Origin of the sequence: Roseivivax sp. THAF30, assembly GCF_009363575.1 — a bacterium.
Lineage (GTDB): Bacteria > Pseudomonadota > Alphaproteobacteria > Rhodobacterales > Rhodobacteraceae > Roseivivax > Roseivivax halotolerans.
Genome location: NZ_CP045389.1, coordinates 188,018 through 206,379, shown reverse-complemented (window position 1 = coordinate 206,379; position 18,362 = coordinate 188,018). Strand labels below are relative to the sequence as shown.

Genomic DNA, 18,362 nt, shown 5'->3' with positions numbered 1-18,362 from the left:
AGTGCCTCGTGAAACGGGAAAGGAGCGTGTCATGTTCAAGGGGTCGATGGTTGCCCTGGTGACGCCGTTCAAGGACGGCGCTGTGGATTTCGACACGCTCAAACGTCTCGTGGACTGGCATGTCGAACAGGGCACGCATGGGCTGGTGCCGGTCGGCACAACGGGCGAGAGCCCGACGCTCAGCCACGAAGAGCATGAGGCGGTCGTGGAGACCGTGGTGCGGCAGGCCGCAGGTCGCGTGCCGGTGATTGCCGGGGCGGGGTCGAACAATTCGGCGGAGGCGCTGCGCTTCATCAAGCATGCGGAGTCCGTGGGCGCCGATTGCGCGCTCGTCGTCACCCCTTATTACAACAAGCCGACGCAGGCCGGTCTCTACGCGCATTTCAAGATGCTGCACGACGAGACGAACCTGCCCATCATCATCTACAACATTCCCGGCCGCTCGGCGGTGGACATGTCCCCGATCACGATGGGTGAGCTTGCCAAGCTGCCGCGGATCGTCGGTGTGAAGGACGCAACCGCCGATCTCGCGCGGGTCTGCGCCCAGCGGATCACCTGCGGCACCGAGTTCCTTCAGATCTCTGGCGAGGATGCCACGGCGCATGGTTTCAACGCGCAAGGCGGTGTGGGCTGCATCTCGGTCACGGCCAATGTCGCGCCGGCCATGTGCGCCGAGTTGCAGGATGCATGCCTTGCAGGCGATTACGCCCATGCGCTGAAGGTGCAGGACCGGCTGATGCCGTTGCATCACGCGATCTTCACCGAACCGGGTCTTTGCGGGGCGAAATACGCCATGTCGCAGCTTGGTCTCTGCGGCGAAGAGGTGCGTCCGCCCCTCGTGCCGCTGACGCCCGAGACCCGTGCCAAGGTGGATGACGCGCTGCGCTACGCCGGTCTCGTCAACTGATACCGCGATGTGCGGAGGCCCCAAGGCCTCCGCATTCGTTTTTGCCTATGGCGCCTTACTGGCTGACCTCGGCCCCCAGACCCTCGGGCTGACCGACCACCACGAACAGCAGCTCCTCCGGCTTCAGAAGCCGGGCGGCGACGCGTCGGACATCCTCGATCGTGACCGCGTCGACCTTATCGTTGCGCGTGTTCACGTAATTCGGATCAAGACCCTGGGTCTGCATCCCGACGATGATGTTCGCGATGGGCGCGTTCCCGTCGAACCTTAGCGGATAGGCGCCGGTCAGGTAGGTCTTCGCCTGATCGAGCTCGTCTTGCGTGACGCCCTCCTCGGCCATACGCCGCCATTCGGCGCGGATGACCTCAATCGCCTCGGCGATACGGTCGTTGGCCGAAGCAACGCGCCCCATCACGAGATCGGCGTGATCCTTGTCCGCGAGGTAGGAATAGACCCCGTAGGTCAGGCCGCGCTTTTCGCGAACCTCGGTCATAAGCCGGGCCTCGAAGCCGCCGCCGCCGAGGATCTGGTTCATCACGTAGGCCGCGAAGTAGTCGGGATCGTCGCGGTCGATACCCGCGTGACCGAAGACGGCAACGGATTGCGGCGTGTCGAACGGCACGATCTCTGTGTCGGCTTCCGTTTCGACCTCTACCGCCTCCGGCAGCGGCGGACCGTCAGCGGGCAGACCTTCGAAGAGCGTATCCATCAGCTCGCCCAGCTCTTCTGCGGAGATATCGCCCGCTGCACCCACATGGGCGCGGCTTGTGACTATGGCTGCCTCCTTGGCAGCGACGAGATCCTCGCGGGTGATCGCCTCGACGCTCTCGGCGGTGCCCTGGATCATGCTGCCATAAGGGTGATCGCCGAAAACCCGCGCGGTGAACGCCTTCGCGGCAATCGTGTCGGGGTCGGTGGAATCGGCCTGGATGGCCGAAAGCACCTGACCTTTGACCCGCGTGATCGACGCATCATCGAACGCGGGCTCGACAAGGCTCTGGCGCAGGAGGGCTATGGCCTCGTCCATGTTCTCGGTCAGGAACCGCGCCGAGACCGTCACCATGTCGTCGCCCACATCGTAGGAAAACGACGCGGCGAGGCTTTCCTGCGCGGCGATGAAGGCGCGGGCGTCCATCTCCCCCGAGCCTTCCTCGAGCAGACCGACCATCAGGTTGGTCACACCGCGCTTGCCCTCGGGGTCGAGCGACGCCCCACCCTCGAAACGCAATTCGAGATTGACGAAGGGGATCGACGGCTCCTCCACGAGCCAGGCCTCGTGCCCGTTCTCGGAGGTCACTTCCTGGATATCGATCGCGGCGGTGGCAGAGGCCGCCCAGAGGCAGGCGATGCCGGTCAGAACGATGCGGATCATTGGGTCACCTCCGGTTGCGCTTCTGCTGCGTCGGCTTGCGGCTCGGGCGCCATCAGCCAGCCCGTGACGGACCGGTCGAGGTCGAGCACATTTCGAGCGACAGACAGGATGTCCTCCTCCGTCACGGCCTGGAGGATATCCGGCCAAGCCTCGACATCGTCGACGCCAAGGCCCGAGGTCAGCGCGGTGCCGTAAAGGCGCGCGATGCCGCCCGAGCTGTCGAGCGCGTAGATTTGTTGCGCCCTGAGCTGGAACTTGATCCGTTCAAGTTGCTCGGCATCGACACCTTCTTCGAGGAAGCGGGCGAGACTTGCATCCATCGCATCTTCGGCCTCCTGCAGCGTCACGCCGTCTTGCGGCACGACGATCAACCCGAAAGAGGCGTCGTCATAGGACGTCCCCGAGTAGAAGGCCGAGCTGTAGACGGCGACCTGCTCTTCGAATTGCAGATCGCGGGACAGGACGGATGTCTGACCGCCGCCGAGGATCTCGGAGAGTATCGTCAATGCAGCGGCCTCTTCCTGCGCGCCGGGATCGCGTTCGGGTGCGAGGTAGCTGCGGATCACGTAGGGTTGCGAGACGCGCGGATCCTCGAAGGTCAGCCGGCGCGGCGCCGTCTGGGGCGGCTCTTGCGGGCGTTCACGCGGCCCGAGCTCAGGATTTGCCGCAAGCGGTCCGTAATGCTCTTCGGCAAGATCGCGCACCTCGTCCGGCGTCACGTCGCCCGCCACGACGAGGATGGCGTTGTTCGGCGCATAATGGCGCTCGTAAAAGGCCAGCGCGTCATCGAGATCGAGGGCCTCCATCTCGTGCCGCCAGCCGATGATCGGCGTGCCGTAAGGATGGTTGAGATAGAGCGCGGCATTGCGCTGCTCGCCGAAGAGCGCCGAGGGGCTGTTCTCGACCCGCTGGTTGCGCTCCTCGATGATGACGTCGCGCTCGGTCAGGATGTCTTCTTCGTCGAGGTTCAGGTTGACCATCCGGTCGGCTTCCATCTGCATCATCAGGCCAAGCCGGTCGGCCGCAACGCGCTGGAAATAGCCAGTGTAGTCGTAGCTGGTGAAGGCGTTGTCATCGCCACCATTGGCCGCGACCACCTCGGAAAACTCTCCCGGCTCCATGTTATCGGTGCCCTTGAAGAGAAGGTGCTCGAGGAAATGCGCCACTCCAGAGACGCCGGGCTCTTCATCGGCGGCGCCTGCCTTGTACCAGACCATATGCGTGACCACCGGGGCGCGGTTGTCCTCGATCACGACGACGTCCATGCCGTTGTCGAGCGTGAAGGTCGTCACGGCCTCGTCGATGGACTGCGCCTGTCCGGGCATCGCCCAAAGCGCGACCGCGCTCAGCATCGCCGCAGCGATTCTCATGAAGCTACCTCCTCTTGGTCAGAGCTGACGGGAAAGCTACCCTGTTCCGCCGCGACTTCAACGAAGGTTTCGCAAATGTAATCGGCGGATCAGCGCTCTTGCGGCGGCGCGCTCGGTGTCGCGACGTTGCTGCCGGGCTGACGGACGTTCCGCAGCCAGGTGTAGGCGTCGAGCGACTGGGAGCGATAGGCGCGATTGTATTCGTTGTCCGGCACGAGCCGCCAGTTGAAGAGGCTCTTGCGACGGCGGAACTCCGCGTCTTCCTGCGCGAGTGTCGTACGGATGCCAGCGGACCGCCCGAAGCGGCTGGCCGCGTTCACCAGCGCCGCGTCGGACGAGGGCACGCCGGTCGCCGAAAGCGCCGCCGGGTTGCCACCGAGGGCCGCGACCGCCGCGCCAAGCGGCTGCTGATCAGCGCGGTTCGCCCCGCCAGGCGTCGGCGCGGGCAGCTCTGCGAAGTTCACGGGCGTCTCGAGAGGCTGGTTCGGCACGATGTCGAACTCCTCGGGGGAGCGGTCGTCGCTGCCGAAGGTCCTCAGCGTCCCGTCGCCACAAGCGCCGAGAGCCAGAACCGAGATCAACATTGCGAATTGCGCGCGGCGCATGGGCCACCTCCGTGTCACTCGCCCCTGATTAGCCGATGTCCGGGCCGAGGTCACGAGCCGTTTTTTCCTTCGGGTTTTCCCGGCATCAACGCAAGCCCGATCGCGCCTGCGAAGATCGCGATATCCGCGACGTTGAAGGCAAAAGGATTGTTGATGCCGCAGCAGGACATGTTGAGAAAATCTGCCACCGCCCCGTAGAGCAGACGGTCGATCACGTTGCCGACAGCGCCGCCGATGAGCAGGCCCGCCGAAACAAAGCCCATCCGCCCCGGCGGATCGCGCCTGAGCCACACGAGAACCAGAAGCACGATGCCGATGGCCACCGCGATCAGCACCCAGCGGGTAATATCGCGCTCGCCGGACAGTAGGCCGAAATTGATGCCGTAATTCCACGCCATGCGAAATTGCAGGAAGGGCGGAAAGACCAGGATCTCGCCCTTCTGCGCGAGCCCCATGACGTGAACGACCAGCCATTTCGTAAGCTGATCGAGCACGAAAGTGACCGCGGCAACGGACCAGAGCAGCTTCATGGCCGTCCTCCTGTGCATAGGTGGAAGGTCAATGCCGGAAATGACGCATGGAGGTGAAGACCATCGCAAGGCCCGCCTCGTCGGCCGCCTCGATCACCTTGTCGTCCCGCATGGAGCCGCCTGGCTGGATCACCGCCGTGGCGCCGGCTTCGGCGGCGGTCAGAAGCCCGTCGGGGAAAGGGAAGAAGGCGTCCGACGCCACGACGGAACCTTGCGTGAGCGGCGTGGACAAGCCCAGCGCTTCGGCCATGTCCTGGCTCTTGCGCGCGGCGATGCGAGTGGAATCGACCCGGCTCATCTGGCCCGCGCCGACACCCACGGTCGCGCCGTCCTTGACGTAGACGATGGCGTTCGACTTCACGTGCTTGGCAACTTTCCAGGCGAACAGCAGATCGGCCAGCTCCTCGCTCGTGGGCTGGCGCTTGGTGACGGTCTTCAGCTCCCATTCGCCGATGCGCCCGTTGTCGCGGTCCTGCACGAGAAAGCCCCCCGAGACCTGCCGCACGGCAAGACCGCCCGCAGCCGGATCCGAAAGCCCATCCGTTGTCAGCAGCCGCAGGTTCTTCTTCGCCGCGAAGACCTCGCGCGCGCCCTCGTCCGCGCCGGGCGCGATCACGACTTCGGTGAAGATCTCCGCGATCGCCTCGGCGGTCGCCCGGTCGAGCGGCTGGTTGAGCGCGACGATCCCGCCGAAAGCCGAGGTCCGGTCGCAGTCGAAGGCGCGGGAATAGGCTTCGGTCAGGCTCGCGCCACGTGCGACGCCGCAAGGGTTGGCATGCTTGATGATCGCGCAGGCCGGGCCGTCCTCGGGCAGGAACTCGCTCACAAGCTCGAAGGCCGCGTCGGTGTCGTTGATGTTGTTGTAGGACAGTTCCTTGCCTTGGTGCTGTTCGGCGGTGGAGATCCCGGCGCGCGCGGTGCCATCGGTATAGAAGGCCGCGCCCTGATGCGGGTTCTCGCCGTAGCGCAGGGTTTGTGCGAGCGTTCCGGCAAAGACCCGGCGGCGCGGCGCCGTCTCGCCCAGCGTGTCCGCCATCCAGGCCGACACCGCCGCATCGTAAGCGCCGGTGCGCGCATAGGCATTGAGCGCAAGGCGTTGGCGGAAGGCGTAGCTCGTCCGTCCGTCATGGGCCTCGAGCTCGTCGAGCAGCGGCTGGTAATCCTCGACATCGACCACGACGTTGACGAATGCATGGTTCTTGGCCGCGGCGCGGATCATCGCAGGGCCGCCGATGTCGATATTCTCGATCGCCTCGTCATAGCCCGCGCCGCGCGCGACTGTCTGTTCGAACGGGTAGAGGTTCACGACAAGCAGATCGATCGCACCGATGCCGTGCTCTTTCATCGCGGCGACATGCGCGTCATCGTCCCGAAGCGCCAGAAGCCCGCCATGCACGCCGGGATGCAGCGTCTTCACGCGTCCGTCCATCATCTCGGGAAAGCCCGTGAGATCGGAGACATCCTGCACCTCGAGACCCGCTTCCCGCATGGTGCGCGCCGTTCCGCCGGTGGAGACGAGCTCGATCCCCCGGGCGGCGAGCGTCTTGGCCAGCTCGACCAGACCGGTCTTGTCGGAGACGGAAAGGAGGGCGCGGCGGACGGGGGTGAGATCGGTCATGTCTGGTCCTGATATGGCTCGGTCGTGTCGTCCTCGTCGTCGTCTCGCGCCAGATCCCGGATGGCAATTGCCGTATCCTGCGCCTTGGCGAGCGACCAGCGGACGCGGGTCGCATACTCCATCGCGCGGCCGGATAAAACGATCTGTTGGCTGCCACGTGGCCGCAGCCGCCCTTTTTCGAGGTAAACCGATGGCTCCAGCGCCAGATCGGCGGAAGAATTGTGCCGGAACACCCAGATTTCGCCCGACCTGAGGCCCAGCGACACCGCCGCGCCGCCCAGGTCGATCTCGGCGTCGACTTCGGGATGCAGATGGAACCGGATCTGGTAGGGCAGACCCGAAAGCGACACCGCATCCATACGGCGGTCGAAGAGGGCTTTCTCGGAGGGCTCGACCGCGAGGAGGAGATCCTCGCCCGCGACGGCGCGTCCGTCGAAAGTCATCTCGAGCGTGCGGGCATGGGTCAGACCGTGCGTGGATACGTAGCCGTCATGCCCTCCCTGGAAGCTGAGACCGTCCGGCGCGCGAGAAAACTCGGTCGGCACATGGGTCGGCGCGTCGACCAGATGCTCGCGCGCCGCCGCGCCGATCTTGCCCAAGGGTCCAAGTCGGGCAGAGGAATACCCATCGAGGCTGAGCGTCGAATGCGACGGCGTCGCGCGTCCCGCCTTGCGCCAGCCTTCCCCGAAAATCGCGCCGGAGCCGCAATTCACGATCAAGGGACGGCGGCCCGAGGTGACCTCGAATGCCAGCGTCGAGGCATGTGCGTTGAGCGAGGCCTCGCCGGTTGGAGGCGGCGCCGCGTCGACGACGAGGCTCGTGCGTCCCGCCGACATCCGGGCAAAGCCCATCGCAAGCTCGTCGGTGCGCCGCCGTTTGACGCCGCTTGCCGCGAGGGCCTGGTCGAGCTGACCGTCTAGCCCGCGCCCCCCGCCATGAAACCGCGCGAGCCCGCCGTCGGAATGCCGAAGCGCCCGCAGCGTCGGCGCGACGCGCCCAAGCGCGGCCTCGATCGCCGGGCTTTCGGTGTGGCCCGCTTCGTCCAGCGCGGTCTTGGCCCAGGTGAGCAGGGTGAACACCGCCAGAAGGTCTTCGGGATTGCGCGTCGGCAGTCCCCCGGTCTCATCGATCTGGCGCCCGCATTCGCGTTCGAGCGCGGCCAACGCTGGGGCAACCTGATCTTCCATGCCCTTGAGCGAAAGCCCGGCATAAAGCAGCCCTGTCAGCGCCTCGAAACGGCTGAGCCCGGGCCTCGACGCTTTCCAGCGACGCGACAGGAACACCGCCTGCGCCGTCAGCATGGCGTAGAACTCCGCGCTTTGCTCGGACGTGCGGCCAGACAGAAGGAAGAGCGCGTGATGCACGAGGCGAAGGATTCGGCATCCGGCCAGCTCTGGCGTCCAGCCGGGACCGGTGCCGCGCCCGTAGCGCGCATTCCAACCCCAGACCCAATCCTGCGCGGCCCGGCGCGCCTTGGGATCGCTCACCGCGGCAAAATGATCGAGCCAGCCGAAGCCGTGGAGCTCCTCCTCGAAGGCGGCGTCAGGCGCGTCGAGATCCCAAGGCAGATGCCCCGGAGCCTGCACGAGATGCCCTGCGAAAAGGAGATTGCCTGCCGCGAGCTGCCGTCCCCGCGCGAAAGACCCTACTGTGCGCGGCTCGGGACGAGAGACGAAACCGGTCGCCGCGCGCGAGCGTGCGGCGCGGCGTGCATGATAGCGGTTCATCAGGAGGCTCGACCGGGCCCTCCAGCGCTCCAGTATCGACATGTCCCTGCCTCTTCGCGGCCCTTCCGGCGCATCTTGCCCCAAGTGATACGCAAGCGGGCGCGCGAAGTCACCTGAGAAACGGCGGCGATGTCGGTAGCGGCGCCTCCCGTGCAGGACAGAGCCTACCAGACATCCTTGCGGTGAAGCGCCTCAACGCAGCGGGACGCGCCGACCAGCTTCGGCATATCCGTGCCTGTCAGGCTCTGGCCGAGCCACCCCTGCGGCATGCTGAGCGGCAGGGGCGCGGCCGCCTGCGCCTCGGTGATCGGCTGGAAACCCACCCGCTTGTAATATTCGGGATCGCCATAGGTGATCGCGACATCCGCGCCGCCCTCGCGCAGCGCATGCAACGCGTGCCGCAAGAGCGCCTGCCCGATCCCCTTGCGTTGATGCGCCGTCGCGACGGCCATCGGCGAGAGCAAAACGACCCGATTCGGATCTTGCGGGAAGCTCAAGTTGGTGAAGATCGCTGCCGCGATGATCGCGCCATCCTGTTCAGCGCGAAAGACCCGGATATCGACCTTCGGCGTGTCCGATACAAGATCGCTCACGAGGCCGCCGATCACCTGGCCTTCCTCTGGCCCCTCGGCGTCTTCGAAGGTGGTTGCGAACAGATCCGTCAGAGCGGCCTCGTATCCGGTCGTTCCTTCAAGAAATTCCATACCAGCCTCGCTTGCATCATATGCACTCTGGCCCCCACCGGAATGATGACACAGCTCTATTCAAACGAAAACGCCCGGCCGAAATGGCCGGGCGTTTCCTGACTGGCCGTCAGAGCGGGAGAGTTACTCGGCGGCGGCCAGCTCTTTGGGAAGGCGGAATGTCCAGAGCATGCCGCCTTGGTTGAGGTAGTTCACCTTCTTCGCGACCTCGCCGCCCCAGAGCGGCACCGCGCCGCCCCAGCCGGAGATGACGGAGACATACTGCTCGCCATCCTGCTCCCAGGTGACGGGCTGGCCGACGATGCCCGAGCCGGTCTGGAAGGACCACAGCTCTTCGCCGGTCTCGTCGTCGAGCGCCAGGAACTTGCCCTCGGGCGTGCCGAAGAACACCAGGCCGCCCGCGGTGGTCATCACGCCGCTCCAGAGCGGTGCGTCGTTCTTGTATTCCCAGACGAGCTCACCGGTATCGGGGTCCATCGCCTTGAGAGAGCCGATATAATCCTCGTAGTTCGGCTTGATGGTGAAGCCCGCGCCGAGATAGGCCGCGCCCTTCTTGTAGGTGATCGGCTCGTTCCAGATATCCATGCCCCACTCGTTCGAGGGGATATAGAAGTTGCCGGTCTTCTGGCTGAACGCCATCGGCATCCAGTTCTTGCCGCCGAGGAAGGACGGCGATGCGAAGATGACCTCGCCCTTCTGGCCGTCAGCCGCTTCGGTCGGATCGCCGGGGCGGAACTCCTCGTTGAAGATCGGACGCCCGTTCTCGTCGATGCCGTTCGCCCAGGAGATGTCCTTCACGAAGGGCGTGGCGGAGACGAAGGCACCGTCTTCGCGGTTCAGCACGTAGAAGTAGCCGTTCCGGTCGGCGGTCGCGTAGCGCATGTTTCCGTCGCGGTCGGTATAGGCCACGACCTCGTTCACGCCGTCATAGTCCCAGCCTTCGCGTGGCGTGGTCTGGAAGTGCCACTTGATCTCGCCCGTATCGGGATCGATGCCGAGGCGTGATGCGGCGTAGAGGTTGTCGCCTGAACCATCGTTCATCTGGCCGGCGTTGCGCAGCCAAGAGTTCCACGGCGCGGGGTTGCCGGTGCCGAAGACGAGCGTGTCGGTATCGGCATCGTAGGAGCCGCCGAGCCAGGTCGCCCCGCCGCCGGTCTTCCACATATCGCCCGGCCAGGAGGCGTTGAGCTCCCCGGTCATGGTGCTCTCTTCGCCGTTGAGCGTGCCCATGTGGCCTTCGATCACCGGACGGGTCCAGACAAGCTCGCCGGTATCGGCGTTGCGCGCCTGTACTTCGCCGACGATCCCGAACTCACCGCCGGAATTGCCGGTATATACCATGCCGTCCACGATGAGCGGCGCGGCAGTGTAGGAATAGCCTGCCTTGTAGTCGGCGATCTTGTCGCGCCAGACGACGTCGCCGGTCTTGAGGTCGAGCGCCACGAGCTGCGCGTCGAGCGTGCCGAAGATGATCTTGTCGTTCCAGATCGCGCCGCCGCGGTTGACGACGTCGCAGCAGGGCAGGATGCCCTCGGGCAGACGTGCATCGTACTGCCAGACTTCCGCACCCGTCGCGAGGTCGATCGCGTAGAGGCGCGAATAGGAGCCGGTGATATACATCATGCCGTCATAGATGAGCGGCTGGGTTTCCTGGCCGCGCTGCTTCTCGCCACCGAGCGAGAAGGCCCATGCGGGCACGAGGTTGTCCACGTTTTCCTTCGTGATCATCTCCAGCGGCGAATAGCGCTGGAGGTCCCGGCCCATGCCGTTGGTGACGATCTGATCGGTCGTCGCCTGGTCATTTGCCAGCATCTCTTCGGTCACCTGCGCGTGGGCCACCGGAGCGGTGGCCACAAGCGCGAGTGTGACAGCGGCGATGAACTTGTTCATTCGGTCCTCCCTTGGATCGGGACCCCTGTCAGCCGCTTGGCGCTCCTCCGCGCCCGGACCCGGGATTCCTTCGCTTAGGGAGTATATGGAAGCCGCTGCGCGGCCATACGCCGCTTTGGTCGTAAGACCCAAAGCCGCTTGACAGAGAATGATTCGGCGATTCGGAAAGACGTCGCCCGTCAGGCTCGGTCTAGGCCAAGACGATCAGAAGAGTGGCGCGTATTTCCAATCGTCCGCGTCGGGCGTGACCTCGTCAAGATCGTAGTCCGCAGCCTGCATGCGCTGCGCGATCTGGAGCCCTTCGCCCGCGGCGTCGTCGATCAGCGCGCGACCCCGCTCCTCATCCCGAGCAACGCCGTGTCCGCGCAGGAGCGCGAGGCCGTAGTTGAACTTGCCCACGGGATCACCCGCCTCGGCGGCCTTGCGGTCCCATTCGGCGGCGGCATCGGGATTGTAGTCTCCGCCGAGCCCGTTGTTGTCGAGCTGGCCCATCCAGGTCATCGCGCCGGTATAGCCCGCATTGGCGCAATTTTCGAAAAGCGCCCGTGCCGCGCCGTGCTTGCCCGACTTCGTGAGCATGTAGCCGGTGGAGCAGAGCACCATGCCGGTCTCGCCCTTCTCGGCGCGGTCGAGCATCGATTCCCAGGTCATCTCGTCGGGGTTGAGCGTGCCGTGCGCGTCTTCTTCGGAATACGCGGCGAAGGGCAGAGACACAGCGAGCGTCGCGATCAGGATGTGTTTCATGTGATCCTCCTGAAAGCTGACATAGCATGGCAGCGCGTCAAAAGCAGAAACCAATCCTCAACCCCCAGATTTTTAAGTAAAAATCTGGGGGTTGCGCTTAGTTCGTCGGACGGAAGGCGGCTCCCCAGGGAAAGCGGCCGACCTTGATCGTCTTCTCCGCCTTGCGCGAGGCGACATCGACCATCGTCACGTCGCCCGAGACACCGTTCGTTGTGAAGAGCTTCGAGCGGTCGCCATTGAAGGCCATGTGCCAGACGCGTCGGCCCACGAGGATGTAATCCTCGACCTCGTAGGTCTCGGCGTTGACCACGGCGACATGGTTCGAGGGGCCGAGAGCGACGAAGGCATGGCTGTCGCCTTCCGTGAACTCGAAACCGACGGGCTGCACGTTCGCAGGGTTGATCGAGGGGATCTCAAAATTGATCTTACCGATTTCCGCCTTGGTCTCGACATCGAAGACGGTGATCGTGCCGCCGATCTCGGAGGAGACCCAGAGCTCGGTGCCGCCCTTGACGAATTCGGCGTGGCGCGGACGCGAATCGACCAGCGTGTTCGCGATCAGCTCCTGCGTCTCCGTGTCGATCCAGTGCGCCATATTGGTCGTCTCGGACGTGGTAATCACGATGGACCCGTCGGGCGAGACCGCCATGCCCTCAGGTTCGATCCCGACATTGATCTGGGCAATGACTTCGCGGGTTTCCGTGTCGACCACCGTGGTGATCGCGTCGTCCTCGTTGGCGATGTAGAGGCGGCGGTTGTCGGGATGCAGCACGAACTGCTCGGGATCTTCACCGGAGGGCAGATCATGCAGGATCTCGCCGGTTTCAGGGTCCATGACCTGAACTGCGTCCGAATCGGAGGCGCAGATATAAAGCACGGAGTGATCCTGCGCGAAGGTGATCCCGCGCGGACGTTCCCCGGTCGGGATCGTGCGCGTCACCTCGAGCGTGTCGAGGTCGATGACGCTCAGCGTGTTGTCCTTCTCGTTGGAGACCCAGATCTCGTCCGCCAGCGCCGGGGCGGCGACGAGGGACAAGGTGGCAAGCGTAGCGGTAAACTTCATGGTTTTTTCCTTGTTGCAATGGGGGAGCGAGGGGCCAGCCCCTCGCGCTCCCCGACGGTATTTGGGCCAACCCAAAGAGGGGGTCAGTCGAAGGCGCTGCATTCGGCCTCGCCGCGATCCTGGCCCAGCGTGTCGAGCTCGTTGGTCTGGTGAAGGAAGCCTTCGAGCGGCGCCTGCGCGACGAGCGCGCGGGGCTGCACGATGGGGATCGGCTGGCGCAACTGGCCGTTCCAGGGCCGGAAGGTCAGCGGCCGGCCCAGAAAGCCTGCAAGCTCAAAATCTTCACCAAGAAGGTAGGCGCGCAGATCCTGCGCGTCGGGGCTGCCCGTGCGCGTCACCGCCTCGCCAATGCTCCGCAACGCGGCCCAGGCCGCGTAATCGCGGGGCGCCATGTCGCGGCCTGCATGTTCGGTGAAGCGCGATTGCAGCTGCGCCGCGCCCCATTGCTCCACCGCGGGGGACCAGGCTTCGGCGGTCAGCCCTTCGGAGCCGGCGACGGGCCGTGGCAGCCAGGTGTTGTAGAGAATGTAGCGACCGAAATCGTGGCGCTCGTCCGCAACCAGAAGGACGTCATACTCGCCCAAGTCTTGGGTCAGGAGCGGCACTTCGGCGCTCGCCGAGCGGCGCATGTCGGCATCGAAACTCCACTCCGTCTCGCTGCCAAGCTCCATGCCGAACTTCGTCAGGGAGCCGCGCAGCGCCTCGGCATAGGCTTGATCCTCGGGATTCTGGCCCGCCACGAGCGCCAGATCCTCCCAGCGTTTGACCCGCAGCATCTGGACGAGCGCATCGGTTCGCATCGAATAGGACGGGATCGTGTGAAAGAGGTTCGCTCGGCACGCACCCGCGCGCAGATCGCTGTCCTCCACCGCGACGTTGAAGAGAAGCGCATTACTGCCTTCGGCGATGTCCGAGGCGGCAAGGAGCGCGTCGCGCGGTGCGTCGATCAGGAGAAGCGAGCTTGCGGCCAGCGCCGTCTCGACCGCGCCCGCCCAGTCGCCGCCTTCGGGCACGGAGGTAACGGTCAAGGTCCAGTCCTGGCCCATGAAGCGGCCGGTCGTTGCGTTGTCTGCAAGGCCGACCTCGGCCCCTGCAATCCCGAGATCCTCCGGGATCGGATCGAGGTTCGACAGGACGGGCGGTGGCGGCACGTCCTGCCGCAGGTACTGAATGTCGAGCGTGACGGGCTCTTGCGCGACCGCGGCAACGGACCCAAGCGCCAAGAAAGCCGCCGCTCGAAACGCCGGTGTGATCATGATGTCTCCTCCTGCCACGGACGATATCGGTGCGGAAAAAGCGGGAAATACGACCTATGTCGGGGCGCGGAGAGACCGTTTGCGGACGAAAGTCCAATATCTCGGCCCCGGTTCCCCTGCCTATGAAAGAGGTCAAGCCAATCCATTCGATTGCGTCCAAGGGAGGGACCCAATGAACCGCACCACGATTCAAAGCCTCGCGAGCGCCGCCGCGATCATCGCAGGCGCGAGCTTCGCGCTGGCCCACGGCGATGTCGCCCCGCAACCTGTCGACACGGGCAACCTGCCCGAACTCGGCGAAGAATGGCTGACGGAGAACCCCTACCGCGCGGAAGCCGCCGGCGAAGAGGTCTGGGCCGAGGCGGTTCGTATCGGTGCGTCGGGCTACAATCAGAACTGTGCGCGCTGCCACGGTCTCGAGGTGATCTCGGGCGGGCTCGCCCCCGACTTGCGCTTCCTCGAGGCCGAGGAATACGGCGACGAATGGTATATGGAGCGCTTCATCCACGGCTACACCCAGAACGGAACGACCAAGATGCCCGCCTTCGGCGAGCTTCTGGGCCAGGAGGCCGCCTGGGCGATCCGCACCTATATCGAGACGCGCCCCGATGGCGCGACGATGGAGGGTTTCAACGACGAGCTCGCCTCGATCCGTGACGAGCTGGAGGCGGGAAATGCCGATGCCGACGCCGTGCAGGCCCGCCTTGCGGAGATCGCCGGTGAGATCGAGACCATGTCCGGCGCTCCGGTGGCCGATTCCATTGCCTATCGCGCGGCCAACCAGCTCGCCGCCGGCGAGACCCAGGACAGGGCCGCCGAGACGCTGACCATCGGCCTTTCGGCAGCGAACTGACCCATGAGACAGGTCCTTCGGGGTCTGATTATCGGAGCGGCGGCGGCTTTCGGGCTTGCCGCCGCGCCCGTGCGCGCAGCCGACCCCTGCGCCGATTACACGCCGCAGCCGAAACCGCAGAACACCGCGCGGGACATTATCGGCCAGAGCGTCGACGAGATCCGCGAGCGCGGATTCATGACCTTCGCGCTCTATGAGGATTATCCGCCCTATTCCTGGGAAGAGGGCGGGAAGGCGCGAGGTGTCGACGTGGAGATCGCGCGCCTCATCGCCGAGGCCATCGGTGTCGAGCCACGTTTTTCGTTCGTGACCGCGGGAGAGAACCTCGATGCGGATCTGCGAAACCACATCTGGAAAGGGCCGATCGTCGGCGGCGCGGTGTCCAATGTGATGATGCGCGTACCCTTCGATCCCTCCTTCGCCTGCCGGATCGAGCAGGTCAGCTTCGGCGGGATCTATGGCGAGGAATCCATCGCCATCGCCTATGACGCGGAGAGCTATCCCGACGAAAAACCCGTCCCGGCCTATTTCCGCTTCGATACGGTCGCGGTCGAGAACGATTCGATCTCGGATTTCTATCTGTCGAACTTCGCGGGCGGCCAGCTTCAGGGCGGTATCCGCCGCTATCCCTCGCTTGCGCTTGGCATGGAGGCGCTGCGCGAGGGCGAGACCATGGCGGCTATGGGCCCGCGCGCGCAGCTGGAATACGGCGCGGACGAGGGAATCGGGCTGCACGAGCCGCCACTCGCGGGCTTCGCCAAGTCACGCTGGAAGATCGGGCTTGCCGTGCATTTCGCGTGGAAGCCGCTCTATTACGAGGTCGATGATGCGATCAACGCCGCGCTCGCGGACGGACGCATCGCCGCGATCTTCGAGAGCTACGGACTGACGCATCAGCCACCGGAGTGGTAGTTCGCGCTATTGCAGATCGGAGAAGGCCGCGCGCAGGCGCGTCGCGGCCTCTTCGATACGCGCGCGTGGCGTTGCGATGTTGAACCGCAGAAAGCTTTCGCCGCCCGTCCCGAAGGTCTCTCCGTGGTTCACGGCGATCAAGGCATCCTGTTCGACGCGCTTGCGGAACTCGCCGGGCGCCATGCCGGTGCCAGAGAAATCCACCCAGGACAGATACGTCGCCTCGAGCGGCATCGACGCAAGGCCCGGAATGTCCGCGATCGCCGCGTCGAAGATCTTCCGGTTGCCGTCGAGATAAGCGCAAAGTTCATCGACCCAGGCCGCCCCTTCGGGCGAATAGGCTGCCGTCACCATCTCGCGCCCCATGAGACCCGGCGACATGCCGAGCGCGGCCATCTTTCCCGCGAAAGCGCGGCGCAGGTCGGGATCTGGAATGATGACGTTGCCGATATGCGCGCCCGCGATGTTGAAGGTCTTGGTCGCCGCGGTCATCATCACCAGGCGGTCGCGGATGCCGTGGTCGATCGTGTCGAAGACCTTGTGGGTCTGGCCGGGCATCACGAGATCCATGTGGATCTCGTCGGAGACGAGGATCAGGTCGTGCCGCCTCGCGAAGTCCGCGACGCCTTTCAGCTCGGCTTCACTCCAGCAGCGCCCGCCGGGGTTGTGCGGCGAGCAGAGCACGACCATCTTTTCGCGCCCGGTCATCTGAGCGTCATATGCGTCGAAATCCATCTCGTAGCGCCCGTCCGTCAGGGTGAGCGGGCATTCCACGACCTCGCGGCCGCCCGCGCGGATGACCTTTGCGAAGGCGTGGTAGACGGGTGTAAAGAGCACGATGCCATCGCCCGGCTCGGTCCAGGTCTCGACGCACATGGCGGTGCCGTTGACGAGCCCGTGGGTCGAGAAGATCCAGTCGGGCGAAACCTGCCAGCCGTGGCGTTCGCGCATCCACCATGTGATGGCGTCGCGGTATGCGCCATCCGGGCCGGGATAGCCGTAGACGCCGTGCGCGATCAGCTCTTTCAGCCGGTCCTGCACCACTTGCGGCGCCGCGAAATCCATGTCCGCGACCCACATGGCGAGCCCGTCATCGGCTGGAACGCCGTAGATGCCCTCCATGCCATCCCATTTCATGCAGCCCGTACCCACACGGTCGATGATGTCGTCGAAACTCATGACAGCCCTTCGCAAGTTGGTCGCGCGAAGACTGCCAGATAGAGCGCGGGCGGCAAGTCGAAAGCGCCGGTCGGCCAAAGCGCCCTTTCAGTTGCGCCCCGGCGGCGAGATGCTTAAATCGCGCGCATGGCCAAGCGACCGATCATTCTTCACCCCGACCCGCGCCTCAAGAAGGTCTGCGATCCGGTCGCCGATCTGTCGGACGATCTGCGCCGGCTTGCGGACGATATGCTCGAGACGATGTACGACGCGCCGGGTATCGGGCTCGCCGCGCCACAGGTCGGCGTGATGTCGCGGCTGATCGTTCTCGACTGTGAGAAGAACGAAGATGCCGATCCGCGGCCGACCGTGATGTTCAATCCCGAAGTGAAGGCCGCTTCGGACGAGCGGAACGTCTACGAGGAAGGCTGCCTGTCGATCCCCGATCAATACGCCGATGTCGAACGGCCCTCCGAGGTGACCGTGACTTGGCTCGATCGCGACGGCCGGTTGCAGGAAGACACGTTCGACGGGCTGTGGGCGACCTGCGTGCAGCACGAGATCGATCACCTCAACGGCAAGCTCTTCATCGATTATCTCGGGCCGATGAAACGGCAGATGATCACGCGCAAGATGCAGAAGCTGAAGCGCGAGAAGGCCCGCGCGTGAGCCTTCTGCCGATCCTGATCTGGCCCGATCCACGGCTTTCGACGCGTTGCGAGCCGGTTGGCGCCGAGGGCGTCACCGAGGATCTGATCCGTGACCTGTTCGAGACGATGTACGATGCGCCCGGACGCGGGCTCGCCGCGCCGCAGGTTGGCGTGATGCAGCGCGTTTTCGTGATGGATGCTGGCTGGAAAGATGGCACCATGACGCCCCGCGCCTGCATCGATCCCGAGATCATCTGGCGCTCCGATGAGAGCGGCGAGGCCAAGGAAGGCTGCCTGTCGATTCCTGGCGTATCCGTGCCGGTCACCCGCCCCACCACGATCCGGCTGGCCTATACCAGTGCCGCGGGCGTGCGGATCGAGGAGGAGCTGACCGGCGCCGAGGCCCTGATCGCGCAGCACGAGATCGATCATCTCGACGGTCTCGTGACACTCGATCGCGTGGACGAGGCCGTGCGCGCCGACATCCTGTCGATCTATACCGCTCAATGAGCGTCCGGACGATCCTGCGCTGGCCCGACAAGCGGCTTCGTACCGCGGCCGAGCCGGTGGCGGAGATCACTGACGAGGTGTGCGCGCATTGGGACGACATGATCGCCACGATGGAGGCGATGCCCGGCGTCGGCCTCGCCGCGCCCCAGATTGGCGTGATGCTGCGGCTGGCGGTCGTGGATGCCTCCGAGGCGCGGGGCCAGGCGATCCGCATGGCCAATCCCGAAATCCTTCATGCCAGCATCCAGCCGCGCGAGCATGACGAGGCGAGCCCCTGTCTGCCCGGCGTCTCGGCTGTCATCGCCCGCCCGCGCGCCGTGACCGTGCGGTTCCTGAACGCGGACGGCGAGACCGAGGAGCGCGACCTCGTGGGTCTCTGGGCGACGTCGGTGCAGCACCAGATCGACCACCTGAACGGGCGGATGTACTTCGATCACCTGTCGAAGATCAAGCGGGACATGCTGATCCGCCGCGCCCGAAAGCGCGGCTGAAC

At 65.1% G+C, this 18,362-nt stretch carries 18 protein-coding genes; 6 read left to right on the top strand and 12 right to left on the bottom strand.

The window, feature by feature from the left end; translation table 11 throughout:
• Positions 1-31: 31 nt before the first annotated feature.
• The gene (dapA, locus tag FIU91_RS00870) at positions 32-907 is read left to right on the top strand and encodes a 4-hydroxy-tetrahydrodipicolinate synthase (RefSeq protein ID WP_093012070.1); all 876 of its coding nucleotides are present in this window, start codon (positions 32-34) and stop codon (positions 905-907) included.
• 55 nt (positions 908-962) lie between these two features.
• Here the strand turns inward: dapA and FIU91_RS00865 are convergent, their stop codons facing one another.
• The 11 genes from FIU91_RS00865 to FIU91_RS00815 form a co-directional block, all read right to left on the bottom strand.
• On the bottom strand, positions 963-2,279 hold the full coding sequence (locus FIU91_RS00865) for a pitrilysin family protein (protein WP_152461058.1): 1,317 nt from the start codon (positions 2,277-2,279) through the stop codon (positions 963-965).
• Positions 2,276-3,649 carry a pitrilysin family protein gene (locus FIU91_RS00860; RefSeq protein WP_152461057.1) on the bottom strand — a complete coding sequence of 458 codons (1,374 nt, stop codon included), beginning with the start codon at positions 3,647-3,649 and terminating at the stop codon, positions 2,276-2,278. The genes FIU91_RS00865 and FIU91_RS00860 overlap by 4 nt, the downstream gene beginning before the upstream one ends.
• 89 nt (positions 3,650-3,738) lie before the next feature.
• Positions 3,739-4,254: a DUF3035 domain-containing protein gene (locus FIU91_RS00855; protein ID WP_152461056.1), complete on the bottom strand. Its 516-nt coding sequence runs from the start codon at positions 4,252-4,254 to the stop codon at positions 3,739-3,741.
• Between the two features lie 50 nt (positions 4,255-4,304).
• Positions 4,305-4,784 carry a signal peptidase II gene (gene lspA, locus FIU91_RS00850; RefSeq protein WP_152461055.1) on the bottom strand — a complete coding sequence of 160 codons (480 nt, stop codon included), beginning with the start codon at positions 4,782-4,784 and terminating at the stop codon, positions 4,305-4,307.
• A 28-nt stretch (positions 4,785-4,812) separates the two neighbouring features.
• Positions 4,813-6,402 (bottom strand): bifunctional phosphoribosylaminoimidazolecarboxamide formyltransferase/IMP cyclohydrolase, encoded by a 1,590-nt coding sequence (gene purH, locus FIU91_RS00845; RefSeq protein WP_152461054.1) that lies wholly within the window; start codon positions 6,400-6,402, stop codon positions 4,813-4,815.
• A complete protein-coding gene (locus FIU91_RS00840) occupies positions 6,399-8,171 on the bottom strand; it encodes a heparinase II/III family protein (RefSeq protein WP_254702010.1) in 1,773 nt (590 codons plus the stop codon). The genes purH and FIU91_RS00840 overlap by 4 nt, the downstream gene beginning before the upstream one ends.
• 122 nt (positions 8,172-8,293) lie before the next feature.
• The gene (locus tag FIU91_RS00835) at positions 8,294-8,833 is read right to left on the bottom strand and encodes a GNAT family N-acetyltransferase (RefSeq protein WP_152461053.1); all 540 of its coding nucleotides are present in this window, start codon (positions 8,831-8,833) and stop codon (positions 8,294-8,296) included.
• 123 nt (positions 8,834-8,956) lie between these two features.
• Complete coding sequence (locus FIU91_RS00830; RefSeq protein WP_152461052.1) at positions 8,957-10,723, bottom strand: PQQ-dependent methanol/ethanol family dehydrogenase; 1,767 nt, start codon at positions 10,721-10,723, stop codon at positions 8,957-8,959.
• A 204-nt stretch (positions 10,724-10,927) separates the two neighbouring features.
• Positions 10,928-11,467 (bottom strand): tetratricopeptide repeat protein, encoded by a 540-nt coding sequence (locus FIU91_RS00825; protein ID WP_152461051.1) that lies wholly within the window; start codon positions 11,465-11,467, stop codon positions 10,928-10,930.
• A gap of 97 nt (positions 11,468-11,564) precedes the next feature.
• Entirely contained in the window at positions 11,565-12,530 is a 966-nt protein-coding gene (locus FIU91_RS00820) for a YVTN family beta-propeller repeat protein (protein WP_152461050.1), read from the bottom strand.
• Between the two features lie 83 nt (positions 12,531-12,613).
• The gene (locus FIU91_RS00815) at positions 12,614-13,786 is read right to left on the bottom strand and encodes an ABC transporter substrate-binding protein (protein ID WP_152461049.1); all 1,173 of its coding nucleotides are present in this window, start codon (positions 13,784-13,786) and stop codon (positions 12,614-12,616) included.
• 172 nt (positions 13,787-13,958) lie between these two features.
• On the opposite strand from FIU91_RS00815, the gene pedF reads away from it, so the two are divergent.
• Complete coding sequence (pedF, locus tag FIU91_RS00810) at positions 13,959-14,639, top strand: cytochrome c-550 PedF (RefSeq protein WP_093012039.1); 681 nt, start codon at positions 13,959-13,961, stop codon at positions 14,637-14,639.
• 3 nt (positions 14,640-14,642) lie between these two features.
• Positions 14,643-15,551, top strand: coding sequence for an ABC transporter substrate-binding protein (locus tag FIU91_RS00805; protein ID WP_093012036.1), 909 nt, complete (start codon positions 14,643-14,645; stop codon positions 15,549-15,551).
• A 6-nt stretch (positions 15,552-15,557) separates the two neighbouring features.
• Here FIU91_RS00805 and FIU91_RS00800 read toward each other — a convergent pair whose 3' ends face one another.
• Complete coding sequence (locus FIU91_RS00800; RefSeq protein WP_152461048.1) at positions 15,558-16,730, bottom strand: MalY/PatB family protein; 1,173 nt, start codon at positions 16,728-16,730, stop codon at positions 15,558-15,560.
• A gap of 126 nt (positions 16,731-16,856) precedes the next feature.
• Here FIU91_RS00800 and def (FIU91_RS00795) point away from each other — a divergent pair, with 126 nt between their 5' ends.
• The 3 genes from def (FIU91_RS00795) to def (FIU91_RS00785) are packed head-to-tail and all read left to right on the top strand — an operon-like array spanning position 16,857 to position 18,360.
• Positions 16,857-17,378 (top strand): peptide deformylase, encoded by a 522-nt coding sequence (def, locus tag FIU91_RS00795; protein WP_152461047.1) that lies wholly within the window; start codon positions 16,857-16,859, stop codon positions 17,376-17,378.
• Positions 17,375-17,869, top strand: coding sequence for a peptide deformylase (def, locus tag FIU91_RS00790; RefSeq protein WP_152461046.1), 495 nt, complete (start codon positions 17,375-17,377; stop codon positions 17,867-17,869). The genes def (FIU91_RS00795) and def (FIU91_RS00790) overlap by 4 nt, the downstream gene beginning before the upstream one ends.
• Entirely contained in the window at positions 17,866-18,360 is a 495-nt protein-coding gene (def, locus tag FIU91_RS00785) for a peptide deformylase (RefSeq protein WP_152461045.1), read from the top strand. Before def (FIU91_RS00790) ends, def (FIU91_RS00785) begins: the two co-directional genes overlap by 4 nt.
• Positions 18,361-18,362: the final 2 nt, after the last annotated feature.

What these genes read in the sequence shown, in the direction of transcription:
- FIU91_RS00815 (WP_152461049.1), bottom strand. Translation starts at nt 13,786, where the DNA reads ATGATCACACCGGCGTTTCGAGCGGCGGCTTTCTTGGCGCTTGGGTCC.
- def (WP_152461047.1), top strand. Translation starts at nt 16,857, where the DNA reads ATGGCCAAGCGACCGATCATTCTTCACCCCGACCCGCGCCTCAAGAAG.
- FIU91_RS00835 (WP_152461053.1), bottom strand. Translation starts at nt 8,833, where the DNA reads ATGGAATTTCTTGAAGGAACGACCGGATACGAGGCCGCTCTGACGGAT.
- FIU91_RS00840 (WP_254702010.1), bottom strand. Translation starts at nt 8,171, where the DNA reads ATGTCGATACTGGAGCGCTGGAGGGCCCGGTCGAGCCTCCTGATGAAC.
- dapA (WP_093012070.1), top strand. Translation starts at nt 32, where the DNA reads ATGTTCAAGGGGTCGATGGTTGCCCTGGTGACGCCGTTCAAGGACGGC.
- FIU91_RS00860 (WP_152461057.1), bottom strand. Translation starts at nt 3,649, where the DNA reads ATGAGAATCGCTGCGGCGATGCTGAGCGCGGTCGCGCTTTGGGCGATG.
- FIU91_RS00830 (WP_152461052.1), bottom strand. Translation starts at nt 10,723, where the DNA reads ATGAACAAGTTCATCGCCGCTGTCACACTCGCGCTTGTGGCCACCGCT.
- def (WP_152461045.1), top strand. Translation starts at nt 17,866, where the DNA reads ATGAGCGTCCGGACGATCCTGCGCTGGCCCGACAAGCGGCTTCGTACC.
- FIU91_RS00825 (WP_152461051.1), bottom strand. Translation starts at nt 11,467, where the DNA reads ATGAAACACATCCTGATCGCGACGCTCGCTGTGTCTCTGCCCTTCGCC.
- pedF (WP_093012039.1), top strand. Translation starts at nt 13,959, where the DNA reads ATGAACCGCACCACGATTCAAAGCCTCGCGAGCGCCGCCGCGATCATC.
- FIU91_RS00855 (WP_152461056.1), bottom strand. Translation starts at nt 4,254, where the DNA reads ATGCGCCGCGCGCAATTCGCAATGTTGATCTCGGTTCTGGCTCTCGGC.
- FIU91_RS00865 (WP_152461058.1), bottom strand. Translation starts at nt 2,279, where the DNA reads ATGATCCGCATCGTTCTGACCGGCATCGCCTGCCTCTGGGCGGCCTCT.
- FIU91_RS00820 (WP_152461050.1), bottom strand. Translation starts at nt 12,530, where the DNA reads ATGAAGTTTACCGCTACGCTTGCCACCTTGTCCCTCGTCGCCGCCCCG.
- FIU91_RS00805 (WP_093012036.1), top strand. Translation starts at nt 14,643, where the DNA reads ATGAGACAGGTCCTTCGGGGTCTGATTATCGGAGCGGCGGCGGCTTTC.
- purH (WP_152461054.1), bottom strand. Translation starts at nt 6,402, where the DNA reads ATGACCGATCTCACCCCCGTCCGCCGCGCCCTCCTTTCCGTCTCCGAC.
- FIU91_RS00800 (WP_152461048.1), bottom strand. Translation starts at nt 16,730, where the DNA reads ATGAGTTTCGACGACATCATCGACCGTGTGGGTACGGGCTGCATGAAA.
- lspA (WP_152461055.1), bottom strand. Translation starts at nt 4,784, where the DNA reads ATGAAGCTGCTCTGGTCCGTTGCCGCGGTCACTTTCGTGCTCGATCAG.